Source organism: Natronosporangium hydrolyticum, assembly GCF_016925615.1.
Taxonomy (GTDB): domain Bacteria; phylum Actinomycetota; class Actinomycetes; order Mycobacteriales; family Micromonosporaceae; genus Natronosporangium; species Natronosporangium hydrolyticum.
Window position 1 is genome coordinate 4,619,007 of record NZ_CP070499.1, and the last position, 17,735, is coordinate 4,636,741.

The 17,735-nt window shown below is 70.4% G+C and carries 16 protein-coding genes; 4 read left to right on the forward strand and 12 right to left on the reverse strand.

Annotation, left to right across the window (positions count from 1 at the left end):
- Window positions 1-60: 60 nt before the first annotated feature.
- The 7 genes from JQS43_RS20770 to JQS43_RS20800 all read right to left on the reverse strand — a co-directional run bounded on the left by JQS43_RS20770 (window position 61) and on the right by JQS43_RS20800 (window position 7,845).
- The gene (locus tag JQS43_RS20770; protein ID WP_239676052.1) at window positions 61-705 is read right to left on the reverse strand and encodes a response regulator; all 645 of its coding nucleotides are present in this window, start codon (window positions 703-705) and stop codon (window positions 61-63) included.
- Entirely contained in the window at window positions 702-1,973 is a 1,272-nt protein-coding gene (locus JQS43_RS20775; RefSeq protein WP_239676053.1) for a sensor histidine kinase, read from the reverse strand. The genes JQS43_RS20770 and JQS43_RS20775 overlap by 4 nt, the downstream gene beginning before the upstream one ends.
- Window positions 1,974-2,002: 29 nt before the next feature.
- Complete coding sequence (locus tag JQS43_RS20780; RefSeq protein WP_239676054.1) at window positions 2,003-2,782, reverse strand: ABC transporter permease; 780 nt, start codon at window positions 2,780-2,782, stop codon at window positions 2,003-2,005.
- A 20-nt stretch (window positions 2,783-2,802) separates the two neighbouring features.
- Window positions 2,803-3,711, reverse strand: a complete 909-nt coding sequence (locus JQS43_RS20785; protein ID WP_239676055.1) for an ABC transporter ATP-binding protein — start codon at window positions 3,709-3,711, stop codon at window positions 2,803-2,805.
- Between the two features lie 104 nt (window positions 3,712-3,815).
- Window positions 3,816-5,468: a glycerol-3-phosphate dehydrogenase/oxidase gene (locus JQS43_RS20790; RefSeq protein WP_239676056.1), complete on the reverse strand. Its 1,653-nt coding sequence runs from the start codon at window positions 5,466-5,468 to the stop codon at window positions 3,816-3,818.
- Window positions 5,469-5,484: 16 nt separating this feature from the next.
- On the reverse strand, window positions 5,485-7,002 hold the full coding sequence (gene glpK / locus JQS43_RS20795; RefSeq protein ID WP_239676057.1) for a glycerol kinase GlpK: 1,518 nt from the start codon (window positions 7,000-7,002) through the stop codon (window positions 5,485-5,487).
- A gap of 21 nt (window positions 7,003-7,023) precedes the next feature.
- Window positions 7,024-7,845, reverse strand: a complete 822-nt coding sequence (locus JQS43_RS20800; protein ID WP_239676058.1) for an MIP/aquaporin family protein — start codon at window positions 7,843-7,845, stop codon at window positions 7,024-7,026.
- Between the two features lie 256 nt (window positions 7,846-8,101).
- Between JQS43_RS20800 and dhaK the strand changes: the two genes are divergently transcribed.
- Both dhaK and JQS43_RS20810 read left to right on the forward strand, forming a co-directional pair.
- Entirely contained in the window at window positions 8,102-9,103 is a 1,002-nt protein-coding gene (dhaK, locus tag JQS43_RS20805) for a dihydroxyacetone kinase subunit DhaK (protein ID WP_239676059.1), read from the forward strand.
- 59 nt (window positions 9,104-9,162) lie between these two features.
- Window positions 9,163-9,912 carry a GNAT family N-acetyltransferase gene (locus tag JQS43_RS20810; RefSeq protein ID WP_239676060.1) on the forward strand — a complete coding sequence of 250 codons (750 nt, stop codon included), beginning with the start codon at window positions 9,163-9,165 and terminating at the stop codon, window positions 9,910-9,912.
- Here JQS43_RS20810 and JQS43_RS20815 read toward each other — a convergent pair.
- The 4 genes from JQS43_RS20815 to mca all read right to left on the reverse strand — a co-directional run bounded on the left by JQS43_RS20815 (window position 9,892) and on the right by mca (window position 15,073).
- Window positions 9,892-11,229 (reverse strand): PP2C family protein-serine/threonine phosphatase, encoded by a 1,338-nt coding sequence (locus JQS43_RS20815; RefSeq protein ID WP_239676061.1) that lies wholly within the window; start codon window positions 11,227-11,229, stop codon window positions 9,892-9,894. The genes JQS43_RS20810 and JQS43_RS20815 overlap by 21 nt on opposite strands.
- 142 nt (window positions 11,230-11,371) lie before the next feature.
- On the reverse strand, window positions 11,372-13,801 hold the full coding sequence (locus JQS43_RS20820; RefSeq protein ID WP_239676062.1) for a putative bifunctional diguanylate cyclase/phosphodiesterase: 2,430 nt from the start codon (window positions 13,799-13,801) through the stop codon (window positions 11,372-11,374).
- Between the two features lie 111 nt (window positions 13,802-13,912).
- Window positions 13,913-14,155: a hypothetical protein gene (locus JQS43_RS20825; protein WP_239676063.1), complete on the reverse strand. Its 243-nt coding sequence runs from the start codon at window positions 14,153-14,155 to the stop codon at window positions 13,913-13,915.
- Window positions 14,156-14,188: 33 nt separating this feature from the next.
- Entirely contained in the window at window positions 14,189-15,073 is an 885-nt protein-coding gene (gene mca / locus JQS43_RS20830) for a mycothiol conjugate amidase Mca (RefSeq protein WP_239676064.1), read from the reverse strand.
- A gap of 84 nt (window positions 15,074-15,157) precedes the next feature.
- Here mca and JQS43_RS20835 point away from each other — a divergent pair, with 84 nt between their 5' ends.
- On the forward strand, window positions 15,158-15,625 hold the full coding sequence (locus JQS43_RS20835) for a DUF4307 domain-containing protein (protein ID WP_239676065.1): 468 nt from the start codon (window positions 15,158-15,160) through the stop codon (window positions 15,623-15,625).
- Window positions 15,626-15,726: 101 nt separating this feature from the next.
- Complete coding sequence (gene greA, locus JQS43_RS20840) at window positions 15,727-16,227, forward strand: transcription elongation factor GreA (RefSeq protein ID WP_239676066.1); 501 nt, start codon at window positions 15,727-15,729, stop codon at window positions 16,225-16,227.
- 90 nt (window positions 16,228-16,317) lie between these two features.
- Here the strand turns inward: greA and ilvA are convergent, their stop codons facing one another.
- Window positions 16,318-17,538, reverse strand: a complete 1,221-nt coding sequence (ilvA, locus tag JQS43_RS20845) for a threonine ammonia-lyase (RefSeq protein WP_239676067.1) — start codon at window positions 17,536-17,538, stop codon at window positions 16,318-16,320.
- Between the last annotated feature and the right edge of the window lie 197 nt (window positions 17,539-17,735).

The following is a 17,735-nucleotide window of genomic DNA, read 5'->3' on the forward strand; positions in this document are numbered from 1 at the left end:
AAAATGGCCAGAGTGGGTGGTGCGACGGGTCGGAACCGGTCTCCGAACCGCGTGGCGACCTCAGCGCTCGGGTCCCGGGTCCGGCTGGCCCAGGATGCCGCGCCGATACGCCTCGCCCACAGCCGCAGCCCGGTCCCGTACCCCGAGCTTGTCGTAGATGTGCTGCAGGTGGGTCTTGATGCTCGCCTCGCTGATAAACAGCTGCCGGGCCGCCTCCCGGTTAGCTGCCCCGTCGGCGACCAGTCGCAGCACCTCAACCTCACGCTTGCTCAGTCGCGGGCCGGCTGGCTGGCGCACCTGGCCCATCAGCTGCCGGGCAATCGTCGGGGAGAGCACCGACTCACCGCGGTGGGCCGCCCGGACCGCCCGGCACAGTTCCTCGGTCGAGGCGTCTTTTAGCAGGTAACCGGTGGCACCGGCCTCGATCGCCGGCAACACGTCCCGGTCGCTGTCGAAGGTGGTGAGGATCAGCACCCGTACGGTCGGCGCCTGCTGTCGCAGCATCGCCGTCGCCTCGACCCCGTCGACGACCGGCATCCGCAGATCCATCAGCACCACGTCTGCCCGCTGCCGCTGGGCCAGCTCCACGGCCTCGCCGCCGTGCGCCGCCTCGCCCACCACCTCGATATCCGGCTCCTCGGCGAAGGCCCCGCGCAGGCCGTTGCGGACCACCGGATGGTCGTCGGCGAGCAACACCCGGATCATGGGGCGAGGACCGGTGGGACCGGCGGCTCCAGGCTGGGCGCCGCAGCCGCGGGCACCGCCGGGACGCTGGCGCAGATCGCGGTCCCCGCCGCCGGTGTGCTCTCGACCGCCAACGTGCCTCCGACCCCGCGTACCCGCTGCCGCATGCTGTTCAGGCCGAAGCCCGCCCTGGATGGGTCATCCATCCCCGATCCGTCGTCTCGCACATCCAGCAACACGGTATCGCCCAGGTAGGAGAGTGTGACGCCGACGTGGCCGGCGTGGGCGTGCTTGGCGACGTTGGTCAGCGCCTCCTGCGCCACCCGGAACAGGGTCACCTCGACGACCGGGCTCAACGGTAGAGAGTCCCCAGTCACCTCGTAGTCGACCGGGATGTCCGTGTCCACCGCCCATCGGCGGGTCAGGTCGCCCAGCGCCTCGGGCAGTTGGGCACCGTCGAGCGACGGTGGGCTGAGCGCCGCCACCGACCTGCGCGCCTCCGCCAGGCTCTCCTTGGCCAGATCCAGCGCCCGGTCCAGGTAGGGCCGGGCCTGCTCCGGCCGGTGCCACACCCGCTGGGCCGCCTGCGTCTGCGTGATGATCCCGGCCAGCCCTTGCGCCAGCGTGTCGTGGATCTCGCGGGCCATCCGCTGCCGTTCATCCAGCACCCCAGCTTCGCGTGCCTGGTGGACCAGTTGGGCGTGGAGCCCGGCGTTCTCCTCCAGCGTCGAGGCCAGCCGCACCATGGTCTCTTCCCGTCGCCGGTCGTGTTCGCTCACCTTCTCGCTGAAGAAGTACCCCGCCCCGATAGCGACCGTCTGGACCAGCACGGCCATCACGAAGGTGATGACATCGGCCGGGTCTGCCGACAACAGGCCCAGCATCGTATGCATGATCACCGAAGTGGCGAAGACTCCGGCCACCGCCCGTGGCCAGCGACCGAGCTCCCCGGCGACAAAGAAGCCCGCGACTGTGAAGATCACGAACGCCTGGTCGCGGCTCATCAACGCGACGAAGAACACCAGCAGTCCGAGGAAGACCACGGCGATCGCGCCGGAGCCCCGCCGCTGCTCCGGCGCGGCCCGGGTATGCCCGAGGTAGAGCCAGACCGCCGCGACCAGTACCAGACCCAGGGTGACCGCCCGCTCCGGCCAGTGCTGCGGGCTGAGCTGGCTCACCAGCGTGGCTACAGCCAACAGCGCCCAGGGCAGCAGCGTGACCATCTGCTCATACCGGCGCCCCCATGGATGCGGGTCCTTGGTCGGGACCGGCGTGGCATCACTGGTCATCGCGCCCCCTCCCGCTCACCCCGCCGCCGCTACTCCCACCGGAACAGCTTCGCCGCAGCGCTTCCGAGCGCCACCGCTATCGCTGCCATTATGCCCAGGTGGAGCAGCTCCGGCGGGCCAGCCGAGGCGACGCCGGGGTCACCTGCCACTCCGGCCGGAGCATCCGACCAGGCATCGAGCAGTGCCTGCACTCCTGGCGGCACATACTCCCCCACCCGGACCAGCGGCTCCGGTAGGAGAAAGCGGGGGACGAAGACCCCACCTGCGAACATCGCCACCATGTACGCCAGGGTCGAAAGTCCGGTGGCGAGCTGGGGGGTGGGTGCCCACGCCGCGATCACCATCCCGATGGCGATAACCGCGGCGAAACCGACCAGGAACGCGGCGGCGAACCCGACCGGGTGCTGCGGTGGTGACACATCCAGCACCAACCAGGCGCTGAGGATCAGGATGACCGCCGACGCGACCGCGGCGAGCAGCGCCACCACCAGCTGCGCCACCAGCAACAGACCAGGATGGACCGGCGTGGTGGAGATCCGCCGGAGGATCCCCCGCTCCCGATAGTTCGCCACAATCGCCGGGACATGTTGCAGGGCCAGCACTCCGACGCCCAGGATCAGCGCGGACGGGGCAAACACCTCGACGAAGCGGACGCCGCCGAAATCCTCCGACGGCTCCCGGAGCGCCGGGACCGCACCAAGTACGAGCAGCAGGGCGGTAGGGAACACCACCGCGAATGCGACCATGCTCGGTTCCCGCAGGAAGAGCTTTCCCTCCTGCACCGTGATGCGGGACAGGGTCGACAACACAATTTCCTCCTCTCGGGCGATCAGGATTCGAGGCTGCGGCCGGTGAGCGCGACGAACGCGTCGTCGAGGCTGACCTGATCGACCCGCAGGTCCTGGGCGATGATCTGCTGCCGGGCGAGCGCGGCGGTCACTGTGTGTAGCAGGTTTCCGGTCCCGGAGACGGTCACCTGTTCCCCCTGCCGCCGGACCATGGATACCTCGGGCAGCTCTGTGAGCAGGGCATCGTCGAACGGTCTCGCCGGCCGGAACCGGACCCGCTGCTCCTTGCCGGCCTGCGCCACCAACCCGGCCGGCGTGTCCAACGCCACGACTTGGCCACCGTCGATCAGCGCGAGCCGGTCGCAGAGCCGCTCCGCCTCGTCCATGAAGTGGGTGACCAGAATGATCGTGACGCCGGTGTCGCGTACCTGTTCGATCAGCTCCCAGGTGTCCCGGCGCGCTTGTGGATCGAGCCCGGTGGTCAGTTCATCGAGCACCGCCACCCGGGGAGACCCGACCAGCGCCAGCGCCACCGAGAGCCGCTGCTTCTGGCCGCCGGAGAGGTGCCGGTACTGGGTACGCCGCTTGTCGGTGAGCCCGAGCAGCGACAGGAGCTGGTCGCCATCGGCGGGCCGGCGGTAGAACGTGCGGAACAGCGCCACCGCCTCGTCCACCCGTATTTTGTCCGGGAGCCGGCTCTCTTGTAGTTGCACGCCGACCTCATGCCGGAGCGCGGCCCGTTGCCGGACCGGGTCGAGCCCGAGCACGTTGATGCTGCCCGCATCGGCGGTCCGCAACCCCACCACACACTCCACGGTGGTGGTCTTGCCGGCGCCGTTGGGGCCAAGGATGCCGAAGATTTCACCCTGCTCCACAGTGAACGATATGTCCCGGGCCGCCACCGTGTCGCCGTACCGTTTGGTCAGGTTGCACACTTCAATCGCGGTCATGCCTCCAGCGTCGGGCAACAGACTGGATACCGGATCCGCCAGCCGGTGATGGATCGGTTGACTCCGCTATCCACCAGTTGGTGGATGCCCGCGGCTACGCCGGGTCAGCCGACCATGCTCTCCGCCGCGGTCTGGGCGGCCCGGTCGGCGGCGACCTGCTGGCGGTAACGGTCCAGCTCGGCGCGGCGCGCCTCCTGGTCCCATCCCAGCACCGGGGCGATGACGTCGATGACGGCGCTGGCCGCGGCCAGGCCGCCGTCCGGGGTCTCGATGGTGATCCGGGTCCGCCGACTCAACACATCGTCGAGGTGCAGGGCCCCCTCGTGGGTGACTGCGTACCTGGCCTCGACCTTCAGGTACTGCTCGGCGCCGGGGATCGGGTCAGCCAGCTCCGGCTCCTCGGCCAGCATGAGGAACAGGTCGCCGATCGCTGAGCCGTACCGGTTGAGGAGATGCTCCACGGTCTCGATCGGTAGCCGCCCCCGGTCGGCGAGTCGCTGCCGATCATGCCAGAGTTCGTGATAGCCAGCCGCTCCCACGAGCGGCAGCTGCTTGGTGACCGACGGCTCGACATCGCCGAGATCGCGGACGGCGGCGTCGATCAGGTCGGCGGCCATGACCCGGTAGGTGGTGTACTTGCCACCGGCGGTGACGAACAGGCCAGGCGCGGCCTCGGCGACCGCGTGCTCCCGGGACAGCTGGGTGGTCTCAGTGTCCGCAGTGGCGGCGAGCAACGGCCGGAGGCCAGCGTAGACGCCGTGGACATCCTCCCCCCGCAGCGGCGTCACCAGCACCTCGTTGAGGTGCTCCAGCAGGTAGGTCAGGTCTTCGGCAGCCACCGTCGGGTGCGCCACGTCGCCCTGCCAGGGGGTGTCCGTGGTCCCGATCAGCCAGTGCTGCCCCCATGGGATGACCAGCAGCACACTGCGTTCGGTCCGCATGATCAGCCCGGTGGAGAGCGGCAGCCGGTCCCGCGGCACCAGCAGGTGCACGCCCTTGGAGGCGGCCACCCGCAGCTGCCCAGGCACCCGGGCGAGGTGGTGGAGCTGGTCGGTCCAGACCCCCACCGCACCCACCACCCGGCGGGCCGACACCACGACCTCTCGCCCGCTCATGTGGTCGCGGATGGTCGCCCCCACCACCCGGCCGCCGGCGTACCGGACTCCGACCACCTCGGTACGGGTCAGGACCGTCGCCCCATGCTGCGCCGCCGTCCGGGCCAGGGCCATGGTGTGCCGAGCGTCGTCGACCTGCCCGTCGTAGTAGCTGATCGCCCCAGTCAGCGCGTCTGCTCGCAGTCCCGGCGCCAACTCCAGCGCGCGGCGCCGGGACAGGTGTCGGTGCCACGGCAGGGCGTGGGCGCCGCCCATGGTGTCGTAGAGCAGCACTCCGGCGCCGACGTAGAGCCGTTCCCACACCCGGTGGCGCAGCGGGTAGAGAAACGGGACCGGATGCACCAGATGCGGCGCGATCCGGCGGAGCATCAACGACCGCTCCTGGAGCGCCTCCCGCACCAGCGCGAAGTCCCGCTGCTGCAGGTACCGCAGGCCACCGTGGATGAGTTTGCTGGAACGGCTGGAGGTACCGGCCGCCCAGTCCTGCGTCTCCACCAGCGCCACCGAAAGCCCGCGGGAAGCGGCGTCGAGCGCCGCGCCGGCGCCGACCACCCCACCGCCGATCACCAAGACATCAAAGTCGGTGTCGGCCAGGGCGGTCAGCGCCGCGGCGCGGTACGCGGGGTCCAATCGGACAGACACGATTCGCTCCGGATCGCTAGCTGACGTCGGCGTCGACCCAGTCGAACGTGCGGGTCACCGCCTTCTTCCAGTTGCGGTAGCTGCGTTCCCGCTCGGCGGGGTCCAACTCTGGGTTCCACCGCTTGTCCTCGGCCCAGTTGGCCCGCAAGTCGTCCAACCCGCTCCAGTAGCCTTCGGCCAGCCCGGCCGCGTAAGCCGCCCCCAGCGCGGTGGTTTCGGCTACCTTCGGCCGGATCACCGGCACGTTGAGGATGTCCGCTTGGAACTGCATCAGCAGCTCGTTGCCGACCATCCCGCCGTCGACCTTCAGCTCGGTCAGCGCCACCCCCGAGTCGGCGTTCATCGCGTCGACCACCTCCCGGGTCTGGAACGCGGTAGCCTCCAGCACCGCCCGCGCCAGGTGGCCACGGTTGACGTAGCTGGTGAGCCCGACTAGTGCCCCTCGGGCGTCGGCCCGCCAGTAGGGTGCGAAGAGCCCGGAGAACGCGGGCACGAAGTAGGCCCCGCCGTTGTCCTCCACACTGGCCGCCAGCTGTTCGATCTCCGGCGCGGCGCCGATCAGGCCGAGGTTGTCCCGCAGCCACTGCACCAGCGCACCGGTGACCGCGATGGAACCTTCCAGGGCGTAGATGGGTGCCGCGTCGCCGAGCTGGTAGCAGACCGTGGTGAGCAGCCCGTTCTGGCTGGCCACCCGCTCTTCCCCGGTGTTGAGTAGCAGGAAGTTGCCGGTGCCGTAGGTGTTCTTGGCGGTACCGATCTCGTAACATACCTGTCCGAAGGTGGCTGCCTGCTGGTCACCCAGGATGCCGGAGATGGGAACTCCCTTGAGGACTCCACCCGGCCCGCCGGTGCCGTACTGCTCTGACGAGGATCGGATCTGCGGCAGCATGGACATCGGGATGCCCATCTCGCCGGCGATGTCGGCGTCCCACGCCAATGTGTCGAGGTCCATCAGCATGGTTCGAGAGGCGTTGGTGACGTCGGTGACGTGCACTCCACCGTCGACGCCACCGGTGAGGTTCCACAGCGTCCAGGTGTCCGTGTTGCCGAACATGAGCTGGCCGTTCTCGGCCTTGGCGCGGGCGCCCTCGACATTGTCGAGGATCCACTTCACTTTGGGGCCGGAGAAGTAGGTCGCCAACGGCAGCCCCACCCGATCTTTGTACCGCTCTGCCCCGCCGCCTAGCGCCCCCAGCTCCGCCACGATCGGCTGGGTTCGGGTGTCCTGCCAGACGATGGCGTTGTAGACCGGTTCGCCGGTGGTTCGATCCCACACCACCGCGGTCTCCCGCTGGTTGGTGATGCCGGCCGCCACCACGTCGCCCAAGTTGAGGTTGGCCCGCGCCAACGCCTCACCCACCACGTCGCGGGTGCGGGCGCTGATCTCCAACGGGTCATGCTCGACCCAGCCAGCCCGCGGGAAGATCTGCCGGTGTTCCTTCTGCCCCACCGAGACGATCGCCCCGGAGTGGTCGAAGATGATCGCCCGGGTGCTGGTGGTCCCCTGGTCGATAGCGAGTACATACTGCGTCATCGGGTTCTCCCTTCTCGACGATCAGAAGACGACCTGCGACAACAGGCCCGCCAGCACCCCGCCGACGATCGGGCCGGCGACCGGCACCCAGGCGTACTTCCAGTCGGAGCTCTTGCGCTGCGGTGCCGCCGGCACGTCCTCGTCGCCGGGCCCCGGCCCGGTGCCGGGATCCGCCGCATACCGCCCGGCGGTGGGTACCCGGATCTCCCGGCGGCTGGTTGGTAGTAGCGCGTGAGCGATTCGGGGCCCGAGGTCACGGGCCGGGTTGATGGCGTACCCGGTGGGACCACCGAGCGAGGCACCGATCCCGACGACCAGCAGCGCCACCGCCAGCGGCCCCAGTTCGTTCGGGGTGTTGGCGAACGAAAGCACCACCAGCACCAGTACGAAGGTGCCGACCACCTCGGTCAGGAAGTTCCAGCCGTAACTGCGAAGCTCGGGCCCGGTGGAGAAGACCGCCAGCTTCTTGGTCTCGTCTTCCTCAGCCTCGAAGTGCTTTCGGTAGGCGAAGAACGCCACAACCGCGCCGATGAACGCACCGAGGAACTCGCCGCCGAAGTAGGTAAAGGTCGAGCCGATGGTGATGTCGACGCCGGGGGCGTACTCGTCGGCGCCGCTGGCCAGGATGCCCAGCGTCACGGCCGGGTTGATGTGACCACCGGACTGGTAGGCCACGAACACCCCGGCGAAGACCGCGAGACCCCACCCGAAGTTGATCAGCAACCAGCCGCCGTTGAACCCCTTGGAGCGGGTGAGTAGCACGTTCGCCACCACCCCACATCCGAGCAGGGTCAGCATGCCGGTGCCGATTACCTCACTGATAAATACCGTGCCGAGATCCACGTCTCCTCCCTCCGTCGATGAGGGTTGCCCGTGCCCCGGCCAGGGGCGGCGCGAGGACGCACTCCCAGCCTTCAGCAATGAGAATACTCCTCGTAATCGCCTCAGCACAGACAGTCGAGACAGTTGGGTCATGGACCGTCGGACCGCACACGGGTGAGCTGAGCGACGATCGGAAAGAACCCCGCGCGCGGGGGCTACCGGCGTATCGTCATCCCTGTACGCGCGACCATGCTGGGTTTCGGGGGGAGCACGGACCATGAAGAAGCTGATCAACGATCCCGCCCAGGTCGTCCAGGATGCGCTCTTCGGGATCGAAGCCGCGCACACCGACCTCCGCGTGGACCACCCGAACAAGCTGGTCTACCGGGCCGACGCGCCCCGCCCCGGCAAGGTGGGGCTGGTCTCCGGCGGTGGCTCCGGGCACGAACCGCTGCACGCGGGGTTCGTCGGCCCGGGCATGCTGGACGCCGCCTGCGCTGGCGAGATCTTCACCTCGCCGGTACCGGACCAGATCGTCGCCGCCACCAAACACGTCGACGGCGGCGCCGGGGTGCTGCACATCGTCAAGAACTACACCGGCGACGTGATGAACTTCGAGATGGCCGCGGAGCTGGCCAGCGCTGAGACCGGAGTGCAGGTCAGCTCGGTGCTCGTCGCCGACGACGTCGCGGTGCAGGACAGCCTCTACACCGCCGGCCGGCGCGGGGTCGGGGTCACCGTGCTGGTGGAGAAGATCGCCGGCGCCGCCGCTGAGGAGGGCCGCCCGCTCGACGAGGTCACCGCGATCGCACAGCAGGTCAGTAACGACGGCCGCAGCATGGGCCTGGCGCTGACCTCGTGCAGCGTGCCGACCGCCGGCAAGCCCACCTTCGACCTGGCTGAGCAAGAGATGGAGCTCGGCATCGGCATCCACGGCGAGCCGGGCCGGGAACGTCTGCCGCTGGCACCGGCCACCGAGATCGCCAGCATGCTGGTGGAGCCGGTCCTCGCCGACCTGCCGTTCCAGCGCGGCGACGCAGTGCTCGCCTTCGTCAACGGCATGGGCGGTACGCCGTTGATCGAGCTCTACCTGATGTACCACGAGGTGGCGCGGATCCTCACCGGGCACGGCATCACCGTCGCCCGGTCGCTGGTCGGCTCCTACATCACGTCGCTGGAGATGGCCGGCTGTTCGGTGACGCTGCTGCGGGTGGATGAGGAGCTGATCCGGCTCTGGGACGCCCCGGTGCGCACCCCCGCGCTGCGCTGGGGAGCCTGATCACTCCGGCTGGGCTTATGCCGTGGCGGTGGCGACCTCTAGTCAGCGATCATTTCCCGGTGCCTGAATGTGACCCACTGCTTGATCGCGCCCGCCAGGTGTGGGCGGCGCTCGCCGGTGTCCCGGTCACCTTTCCGGGGGTCGGGGCCGCCACCGTCGTCACCTCACCCCAGTCCCGGATCTGTCCGCCCGGTTGGGTGGGAATGGTGGCCCTGGGCGGCGCCGTACTCGCCACCGCGCCCGCCGGTCCGGAGCGGGCACGCGTAGCGCCAGTCCTGGCCTCCCCGGCCGACGCCGGACTGCTCGCGTTGGACCCGGAGGCGCTGGCAGCCCGGTTGCCCGTGGCTGAGCTGCTCGGGCCGGCGAGCCTGGCGTACCTGGCCGAGTCGGACCTGCGTACCGTCGGGGACCTCACGCCGGTCCTCGAGTTGCCCGCTCAGCACCCGGAGGTCGCTGCGTTGCTGGGGACGGTTCCCGGCACCGAAGCCGAGGAGAGCGGCCTCGACGCAATCACCTCGCCCGCCTTCGTCCTCGGCCAACGCGGCTTGGTGGCCGCGGCCGCGGGCTATCGCCGATGGCCGGGAGAGGTCGCTCACCTGTGTGTGCTCAGCGCCCCGGCGCAGCGCGGCAACGGCCTGGCGACCCGCGTCGCCGGTGCGGCGACAGCGCATGCCCTACGGCACGGCCTACTACCGCAGTGGCGGGCTCGGTTGCCCGCTTCGGCGCGGGTAGCCCGCCGACTCGGGTTTCGCGAGCTAGGTCGACAGCTGAGCCTGCGGCTGACGCCGTCAGCTCCGGCTGACGGGTAGGGCGAGACCGTTGCCGGCGAGCGGCCGAGAGCGGATCGCGAGCATGGCGATGTCGTCCTGGATGGCGCCACCGGACCAGTCGACGACGAGCTGCTCCAGGTGGCTCACGACGGCCTCCGCGGTCCACCCGTGGCAGTCGCGCAGCGCCTGCCGGAACCGGTGCTCGCCGAACTGTTCCCGACCGCTGTCGCCGCCCCTGGCCTCGGTCATGCCGTCGCTGTAGAGGAGGCAGATATCACCGGGGGCCAGCTCCACCGAGGCGGTGCCGACCTGCAGCGTGGGCACGACTCCGACCAGCGTGCCGGCGACCGGCACCTCGGACACCTGGCCGTTGGCCCGCAGCACTAGCGGTGTGGGATGGCCACCGGTGGCGAAGGTCAGCCGGAGTCCGCCACCGGGCAGCCGGTCGAGCTGCCCGAGCACCAGCGTTACGAACTGACCGGAATGGCTTAGCTGCCCGGATTGCCCGGGTTGCAGCAGCGCGTCGTTGAGCACCCGCAGCAACATCGCCGGCTCCTGCTCCACCAGGTGCAGCGCCCGCAACGTCTGGCGCACCTTGCCGGTCAACGCCGCCGCTGGCGCTCCCTTGCCACACACATCGCCGAGCACCACCACCGTCCGGGAGCCGGCGCCGGCCGGGGTGAAGACGTCGTAGAAATCGCCGCCGACCAGCAGGCCCCGTTCGGCGGGCCGGTAGCCGCCCGCCAGCTCCGCCCCCAGCAGGCGCGGCAGCTGCGGCGGGAGCAGCTCAGCCTGTAACACCGCCATCGCTTCGGACTGCTCGCGGTAGAGCAGGGCGGCCGCCATCGCCGCCCCGGCCCGGGTGGCGAAGGTACGCGCGACCGCCAACTCGTCGTCGGACTTCGGCGCCCGCCCGGCCCGCCAACCCAGCAGCAGCGCCCCGCCCGGAACGCCGTCACCGGACATCGGGGTCAGCAGAACCTGCCCGAGTGGGGCCACCCCACTCGGCAGCAACCGGCCCGGCAGGGTGCCCGGGTCGAGCCAACGGCTGGCCGGCGGCGCGCTCGTCATCGCCTCCACCAGCGCCGGCACGTCGGCTAGCTCTTGGGGCAGCATCCGCAGCTCGGTCAGGTGGCCGGCCGCCGCCAGTCGGACCCCTTCGGCGTACGGCTTCGCCGAAGGGCCGAGCACCACCGCGACATCGGCCAGATGCGCGACGGCCAACTCGGCGATCGCGTGCAGACACCGACGCTGGTTGAGCGTGCCGGCCAGTCGCTGCGCGGCCTCCGCGAAGAGCGTTTCCGCACGTCGCTCGACCGCGGTGGCGAAACTGCCCCGCACCGCCGTCGCCGTCACATCGCCCCTTCCGCGAGCGGGCGCTGGGGGCACCCACCTCGACACCTAGCGTATAGATTCCTACACGGAACGCAACCGGCGGCGTGGTTCTGGCATTCCAACCCGCAGCGGCGTGCGGCCCAACTCACATTCGGCCGGGAGTTCAGGCGGTCTGTGCGGGCGACGAACGCTGCCGCTTCGCGCCCGCCGAAAGGCTGCGCAGCAGCTCGCCGATCTGCTCCGCCCCGGTCGGGGCGGCCAGGTGGAACCCCTGCCCGGCAGTGCAGCCGAGCCGGGTCAGTAGCGTGCGCTGCGGCTCGGTCTCGACCCCCTCCGCGACCACCCGGATTCCGATCTCCCGCCCCAACTCGACTGTCGTCCGGACGATCGCGGCCGCCTCGACCGATTCGGCGGCCCGGGCGACGAACTCCCCGTCGAGCTTCACCTCGTCCAACGGCACCTGGGTCAGCAGCGTCAACGAGGCGTACCCGGTGCCGAAATCGTCCACCGACAATCGCACGCCCAGTGCCCGCACGTTACGCAACGCCTCCAGCACCCCCGGCTGCTCGCTGGTGATCACCGTTTCGGTGATCTCGACCACCAGCAGCCGGCCCGGCAACCGATGCTTACGTAGCAGCGCCGAGACCACCCGTGGCAGTCGCGTGTCGAGCAGGCTGCGGGCGGAGAGGTTGACCGCAACCGGCAACGGCGAGCCGCGGCGGGCCCACTGGGCCGCGACCGCCAACGCGCGGTCGATCACGTACTCGGTGAACAGCCCGAGCAGGTCGCTGTTCTCCACCGCACGGAGAAACTCCGCCGGCGGCAGCAGCCCTCGCTGCGGGTGCCGCCACCGGGCCAGCGCCTCCACCCCGATCGGCGCACCGGTGGCCAGCTCGATCACCGGTTGCAACGCCAGCACCAGCTCGTCGTTGCGGTCGAGGGCGGCGCGTAGCTCGGCCAGCAACGCCGGCCGGTCCGGGCTGCTCGCGTCCTGCCGCGGGTCGTACCAGCCGACCGTCCCCCCGCCCTGTTTTGCCTGGCGTACCGCGGCGTCGGCGCGGCGCAGCAGCTCAGCCATGTCAGCGGTGCCGGCCGGCGCCACCACCACCCCGACTGAGGACTCGACCGCGACGGTGACCCCGTTGATGTCGGCCTCCGCCGCCAGCCGCCGCACCAACTCCCGGCCCCGCTCGACCGCGGACTGCTGCACCTCGCTCAACGCAGCCCGCCCGGGGACCGGGACGAGCAACGCGAACTCATCGCCGCCGAGCCTCCCGAGCAGCTCTCCGGGTTGCGCATGCTCCCGCATCCGGGCGGCGGTGACTGTCAACACCTGGTCACCCGCGGCGTGCCCGAGGGTGTCGTTGATCTCGCGAAAGTGGTCGACATCGACCAACAACAGCGCCACCGGCGAACCATGCGGCGACAGCTGCACCGCGGTCTCCCCGCGGGCCAGCAACGCCGCCCGGTTCAGCAGGCCGGTGAGCCGATCATGCTGCGCGTCGTAGACCGACCGCTCCAGCAACCGGTGCAGCTCTTCGTGGGTGGCGGTGTCCTGCAGCGCGGCGGCGAGCGCGTCAGCGTAGACCCGCAAGGCGGTGTACTCACCGTTGCCGGGCCCCGCCTGCTCCGGGAAGTAGATCCGGAGTACGCCCACCTCCTGACCGGCGGCGAGTAGGGGGACCGCGGTACACACCCGGGTCTCCGGGTCGGGCAGGGCATCCCGCGGGCGGACCCCTCGGGTGTCGGCCACCCAGGCCTGAGCGCCGGCCGTGCCGCGGCTGAGTTGGACCTCGGCCCGGCCGACCGCGAAGACCTCCAACGCCCCCCGGGCCCCGGCGGCGGCCACCGCAGCCTCGTCCGACAAGTTGAGCGACCGGGTCGCGGCCGCCAACCGGGCCCACATCCGCCGCCGTTCCCGGCTGCGGATCCGGTAGGTGTAGCTCCAGTGCAGCAGCCACAGCGCCAGCGGCAACACCAGCAGCCACCGCCACTCGGCGCGGGCCAACGCCGCCACCGGCAGCGCCACCGCCAAGCTGCCGAGCAGCATCGTGAGCTTGTAGACCAGCGTCCGCCGGAGCAGCAGCCCCGCAGACACCCCCCGGCGCAGCCGTAGCATCAGATGCGCCAGCCCGGTAACCGTGACCACGTAGCCGAGGGCGGCGAGGACCAGCCCGAGCGCCACCGGGCCGGAGAGGCCAGAGGCGTACGGGTCGCTGATGCTAACCGCGATCAGCGAGCCGACCCCGGCGGCGATCGTCAACACCCCGGCGACTTCGGGCACGGTCTCGGGCGGTCGGCGCCGGAAGTGCAGCGCTCGGCCGGCCACCGCCACCATCGCCCCGCAGAGCACCGCCAGCGGCACCCAGCCGGCCGGCACCAGGAACAGGCTGATGACCAGGGCGGCCTCGCCCCAAGCCAGGTAGAAAACCGCGGGTCCGACCCGGAGCCGCTGGCGTAGCAGGTGGGTGGCCGCAGCCACGCCGATCGCGAGCATGAGCCGCCACCACGGCGGCGACTCCGCGGCGACCCACAACCCCCCGAGGAGCGTCACCAGCGCCACCGCCAGGATGAGGTTCCTGGCGAGAGTCACGACCCTCCCTTCCGTGGACCGGACCGGGGAGACCCGCGGACGCAGCGCTCGCCCGCTATCAGAGGAAGGTTAGGGCATCCCGATCGCCGACGATAGGGATGATCGGATGAGTTAGCCGTTTCGTGATTTTGGCTCACCGGGCGTAACCGACAGGGAGGAGTCACCCGAGCCGTCAACCGTCGGCTCCGAGCGCTCGAACCGCTCCGGCAGTCGCCGGATGCGCGCATTCATGTTGCGGATCAGCAACACCATCGTGACCGCCAGCGCGGCGATCAGGAATGCCCCGATCGGCCCGGCCAGGCTGCCGTCGCGGGTGTTGCCGAAGTAGTTCGCCGCCAGCTCCGTCAGCTCCACGCCCCCTACCGTACGCCGCCCGGTGAGCGCCGTTCAGCGGCAGGTCGCCGACTCCCGGATCCCGGCGAAGAGGTCGTCCTCGATCGCACCGCTCCGCTCGACCAGGGAACGTGCGAGCTCGTAATCCTCGGTCGGCCAGAACTGCTGCTGGATCTCCATCGGGACGTGGAACCACCGGCCGTCCGGATCCACCTGGGTGGCGTGAGCGCGCAGCGCGTCGTCCCGGACCGGGAAGTAGTCGGCGCACGGCACCCGGGTGGTGATCCGCTCGCCGCGGTCCCGGGAGTCGTCCCAGTTGGCCAGCCACTCCGCGTACGGCGACTCCAGGCCCGCGGCGAGCACGCCCTCGTGGAGGGCGGTGAGCCGGGCCTTGGAGAAGGTCATGTGGTAATACAGCTTGCGCGGCTGCCACGGCGGCCCGGCCGCCGGGTAACGCTCGGGGTCACCGGCCGCTTCGAAGGCGGCCACCGAGACCTGGTGGCACATGATGTGGTCTGGGTGGGGATAGCCACCGGTCTCGTCGTAGGTGGTCATCACGTGCGGCCGAAACTCCCGCACCGCCTTGACCAGGGGTTCCGCCGCAACCGCCACGTCCTGCAGCGCGAAGCACCCCGCTGGTAGTGGTGGCAGCGGGTCGCCCTCGGGCAGACCGCTGTCGACGAACCCGAGCCACGCCTGATCCACCCCGAGGATCGCCCGCGCGGCGGCCATCTCCGCCCGGCGGATCTCGGCGATGTTCTCCCAGACGTCGGGCCGGTCCAGCTTCGGGTTGAGTACGCTTCCGCGCTCCCCGCCGGTGCAGGTCACCACCTGCACCGCCACCCCTTCGGCGACATACTTGGCCATGGTCGCGGCGCCCTTGCTGGACTCATCGTCCGGGTGCGCATGGACGGCCATCAGCCGCAGCTGCTCGGTCACTGCCTTCTCCTGGTCTGCTCGTAGGATGGGACCATTCTGCCCAGTTGGAGTGACGTCCGGTCGGCCTGGGAGGTACGTTCCGCCGTGAGCGAGACGAAAGCCACAATCATCCCCCCTTCGGGGTCGGGCACGGCCGGTCCGGCCTTCCCTCCCGGACGATACGGCCGCCGCCGGGATCCCCGGCGACTCGGCAGCCGCCGAACCCGCCTGGTGGTCGCCGCCGCGGCGACCACCGCGGTGATCCTGGCCGGGACCGTCGTCGCGGTCACCTTCGGTGAACAGTACGGCCCGGGGCGCCCCTACGAGGCGACCGTCGAACGCTTCTACGACGTTACCGACGAGCAGGTGGTGGTGGAGTTCTCGGTAGTGGTGCCGCCGGGGGAGACCGCGGTCTGCGCGGTGCGGGCCCGGTCCCGGGACGGGGCGGAGGTCGGGCGCGACGAGGTTCGCATCCCCGCTGGCGACGAGGCGCGGCCGCAGGTGGTGCACCGGCTCGCCACCAGCGACCGACCGGTCACCGGTGAAGTCCAACGCTGCTGGCCGGAACCGTAGGAATTACTCCCCTCGCCGGGCGCCGGCCAACTGGTAACTTGGAGGTTTCGCCACCGACCGGCAACAAGCAGTAAGAATGCTCGTCGACGAGGAGAGTGTCTGTGTCCGCAGCGAATGAGGCGCCCGTTACCTGGCTCTCCCAGGAGGGTTACGAGCGGCTCCAGGCCGAGCTCGATCAGCTGATCGCCAACCGTCCCGTGGTCGCGGCCGAGATCAACGCTCGACGGGAAGAGGGCGACCTGAAGGAGAACGGCGGCTATCACGCGGCCAAGGAGGAGCAGGGCAAGCAGGAGGCCCGCATCCGGATGCTGCAGGATCTGCTCCGCACCGCCCGGGTCGGGCAGGCCCCCGCCAGCGACGGTGCGGTGGGTCCGGGGACGGTGGTCACGATCTACTTCGACGACGACACCGAGGACACCGAGACCTTCCTGCTCGGCTCCCGCGAGATCGCCGACACCACCGAGCTGACCGTCTACAGCCCCGAATCAGCGCTCGGCCAGGCCATCGTCGGCGCCCGAGCCGGCCAGACCGTCACCTACACCGCCCCCAGCGGCGCCGACATCAAGGTCACCGTGACCAAGTTGGAGCCGTACTCCGGGTGAGCCCGCCCGTAGCCAGCCCCAGCCCGGTGGGCCGATCCGCGTTGCGGGTCGGCCCACCGGCCATCGGGGGGGTTACCGCCGCGCCGGCGCTCAGGGATGGCCGATCAGCGTGACTTCGTAGCCGCCGTCGCGCAGCGCGGTCAGCAACTGGTCGGCGTGGCCAGCGCCGCGGGTCTCTACCGACAGCGCCACCTCCACCTCCCCGATCCGCAGCTGCGGGTCGTAGCGCTGGTGGGCCACGTCGACCACGTTCGCCCCGTGCTCGGCGAGCTGCGTCAGCAGCGCCGCGAGCTGGCCCGGACGGTCGACACAGCGCACCGTGAACCGCAGGAACCGGCTGGCTGCGGCAAGCCCGTGTTCGATCACCCGCAACATCAGTAAGGGGTCGATGTTGCCGCCGGACAGGACCGCCACCGCGGGCGCGGCGACCTGGGTGGCGCCCGCGAGCAGCGCCGCGATCGGCACCGCGCCGGCTGGTTCGGCCACTAGCTTGCCGCGTTCCAGCAGCATCAGCAGCGCCTGCGAGATGTCCTCGTCGGAGACGGTCACTACCTCGTCCACGACCTTGCTGACGTGCGCGAAGGTGAGGTCTCCGGGGCGGCCGACCGCGATCCCGTCGGCGATGGTCCGGTACGTGGGCAGGCGGACCGGCTGCCCGGCCGCCAGCGAAGGGGGAAAGGCGGCCGCACCGGCCGCCTGCACCCCCACCACCCGGACCTCCGGCCGGGTCGCCTTGATCGCAGCGGCGACACCAGCGACCAGCCCGCCACCGCCTACCCCGACCACCACCGTCGCGACCTCCGGGCACTGCTCCAGGATCTCCAGCCCCAGGGTCCCCTGGCCGGCGATGACGTCCGGGTGGTCGAACGGATGGATGAAGACCGCACCGGTACGCTCGGCGTGTTCCTGCGCGGCGACCAGCGCCTCGTCGACGGTGTGGCCGACCAGCTCGACGGCGGCGCCGTACCCTTTGGTGGCGGCGATCTTGGGCAGTGGCGCCCCGGCCGGCATGTAGACGGTGGCGGCGGCGCCACACAGCCGCGCCCCCAACGCCACCCCCTGGGCGTGGTTGCCGGCGCTGGCAGCGACCACGCCGCGGGCCCGCTCCTCCTCCGAGAGCCGGCAGATCCGCACATAGGCACCGCGGATCTTGAAGGACCCGGCGCGTTGCAGGTTCTCGCACTTGAGCCAGGCCGGCCCGCCCAGCACCGCGCTCAGCGGCCGGGACGGCTCCAGCGGGGTAAGCCGGATAACCCCGGCCAGCTGGTCACGGGCACGTTCGATCTCCGCGAGCGGGACGATCTCGGTCATGCCCTCGATCGTGCCACCTCGCCGGGCTCCGGTGAACGACCCCTAAGCCACGACCGCCCGCGCCGATGTCTCTTTGTCTCTTACTAAGCGACACCCCGAGCCCCGCACGGTAGCCTTGTCCGAAAGATAAAGACATAAGGACATCCTGAAGATGATCTATTCAACACCCAGTCTCACCAGCGAAGACGAACGCGTTC

Bases quoted from the DNA above. Each gene is read 5' to 3' on its own strand.
- JQS43_RS20770 (WP_239676052.1), bottom strand. From the start codon at position 705: ATGATCCGGGTGTTGCTCGCCGACGACCATCCGGTGGTCCGCAACGGC.
- JQS43_RS20775 (WP_239676053.1), bottom strand. From the start codon at position 1,973: ATGACCAGTGATGCCACGCCGGTCCCGACCAAGGACCCGCATCCATGG.
- JQS43_RS20785 (WP_239676055.1), bottom strand. From the start codon at position 3,711: ATGACCGCGATTGAAGTGTGCAACCTGACCAAACGGTACGGCGACACG.
- glpK (WP_239676057.1), bottom strand. From the start codon at position 7,002: ATGACGCAGTATGTACTCGCTATCGACCAGGGGACCACCAGCACCCGG.
- dhaK (WP_239676059.1), top strand. From the start codon at position 8,102: ATGAAGAAGCTGATCAACGATCCCGCCCAGGTCGTCCAGGATGCGCTC.
- ilvA (WP_239676067.1), bottom strand. From the start codon at position 17,538: ATGACCGAGATCGTCCCGCTCGCGGAGATCGAACGTGCCCGTGACCAG.